This window comes from Bacteroidota bacterium (assembly GCA_034723125.1).
GTDB lineage: Bacteria > Bacteroidota > Bacteroidia > CAILMK01 > JAAYUY01 > JAYEOP01.
Genome location: JAYEOP010000579.1, coordinates 1 through 1570 on the forward strand (window position 1 = coordinate 1; position 1570 = coordinate 1570).

A 1570-nucleotide genomic window follows, 5' to 3' on the forward strand; every position below is an offset into this window, starting at 1 on the left:
AATTATTTTTGATGAGATTTTTACTTTTTGGAAATGAACTGATGCTTTTGCATCAGTGATTTGAGAAAAATAAAAATATCGCAAAAAGAAACATTTTTAATTTTGTAGAGTTTTCTAAGAGACACTAAATAAATCCCCTTAAAATAATTATCTGACAACTTTGTTATTATTTTATTCCTGAAAGCATCATAAGAATCAAACTCTGTCTTGTCATATAAAGTCATCGGGTATGTAATTTCAGTACCATCTTCTTCAATATAATGGACAGCACCTGTACCTACTGACTTTTGCCAAAAGTTCCAGTTTGGAAATCAGCCAGCTATCCAATCTGCAATTTTATCTATAAAACCACCTTGAGTCAGGGAGTTTGAATTCAGTAATTGCTCAACTTCAGAACCTTCATTAAAAAACATTGTATTGTCAAAACAATTTATTTCCTTTCTTTCTGATGCTAAAATGTTTTGAAAGCAAGATAAAGCAATTAGTAAAAAAATAATTTTACTTATGTTTTTCATATTTTTAACTTTAATTGTTTAACCTAATTTATTAAATCCCAGATTACATGTGAGTTTATTTTTATTCTTATTATACCCACACTTTTATTAAAATATAATAATGGATCATCATTAGTTATTTTGTTAATATTCAACCAATAATCAGTAAATAGATGTACATTATAAAATATCTTTTTATTAATCTCAATTACATCAAAAAACCGTGGATCCTTATATCCTTGCCCTGAAATGACATAGTAATCTCCATAAAACTCAATCTCATTAATATCAATTGTCATTGATGCTGTGTGCTTCATCACATAATTAAAGATCAAATGCTTGTATACATCAGTATTATCAATATTATTAAACGTATATGTAAAAATCTCTCCATAATATGTAACACAATACCCAGGTGCATCTCCTGGATTGAATTCTTCATAGGATTTCACCCTTCCTTGTCCAATAAAGGTAATCGTATCTACTATCTGGCTGTCAATACTTACCTGAAATTTCAGTGTTTCATATCCTTTATATGGTATTTTAAGGGTATCTTCTGCCGGTATGTCAAAATATTGTGGTTCACTGTCGAATGCCGCACATGGGTCAGGCTCTCCACAATTAATGAAAGAGATGCTAAGTCCAACAATGCTTATTATGGCAATTGTCGGTAAAATAAGAATTTTTAGTTTCATTGCCTTGTTTATTTAAGTTTTAAAAATGCTCTGATACATTTTCGTTTTCAGTCTGTTTTGGTCTTTAAATTTCACTTGTATATTCCTGTTTTTCATTTCTAAGTCATTTAATTTCAGTATGTTTTTGTTTTCTTGCATTGGCTATAATGACAGTCTATCTAATAACCCTAACCACCGATTAATTTTTTGTCAAATATAAGGATATTTCTGTTTTACTCAACTTTTTCTATGGTCAAAAAAGATGTTAATCCAAAAACACAATTATTTTTTTCTTTTATCTAATGAACCGCCAAGTACAGCCTGTGTCGAATACTTTCGGTGAGACTCGCTTGGTTTATACTGAACGAAGTTGAAGGGCTTGGTGGTCATGCTTGCATTTTA

The 1570-nt window shown here is 29.8% G+C and carries 2 protein-coding genes; both read right to left on the reverse strand.

Annotated elements, in window-relative coordinates; translation table 11 throughout:
- Positions 1-311: 311 nt before the first annotated feature.
- Positions 312-515 carry a hypothetical protein gene (locus U9R42_14550; protein MEA3497244.1) on the reverse strand — a complete coding sequence of 68 codons (204 nt, stop codon included), beginning with the start codon at positions 513-515 and terminating at the stop codon, positions 312-314.
- 23 nt (positions 516-538) lie between these two features.
- A complete protein-coding gene (locus U9R42_14555; GenBank protein ID MEA3497245.1) occupies positions 539-1189 on the reverse strand; it encodes a hypothetical protein in 651 nt (216 codons plus the stop codon).
- Between the last annotated feature and the right edge of the window lie 381 nt (positions 1190-1570).

What these genes read in the sequence shown, in the direction of transcription:
- U9R42_14550 (MEA3497244.1), bottom strand. Translation starts at nt 515, where the DNA reads ATGAAAAACATAAGTAAAATTATTTTTTTACTAATTGCTTTATCTTGC.
- U9R42_14555 (MEA3497245.1), bottom strand. Translation starts at nt 1,189, where the DNA reads ATGAAACTAAAAATTCTTATTTTACCGACAATTGCCATAATAAGCATT.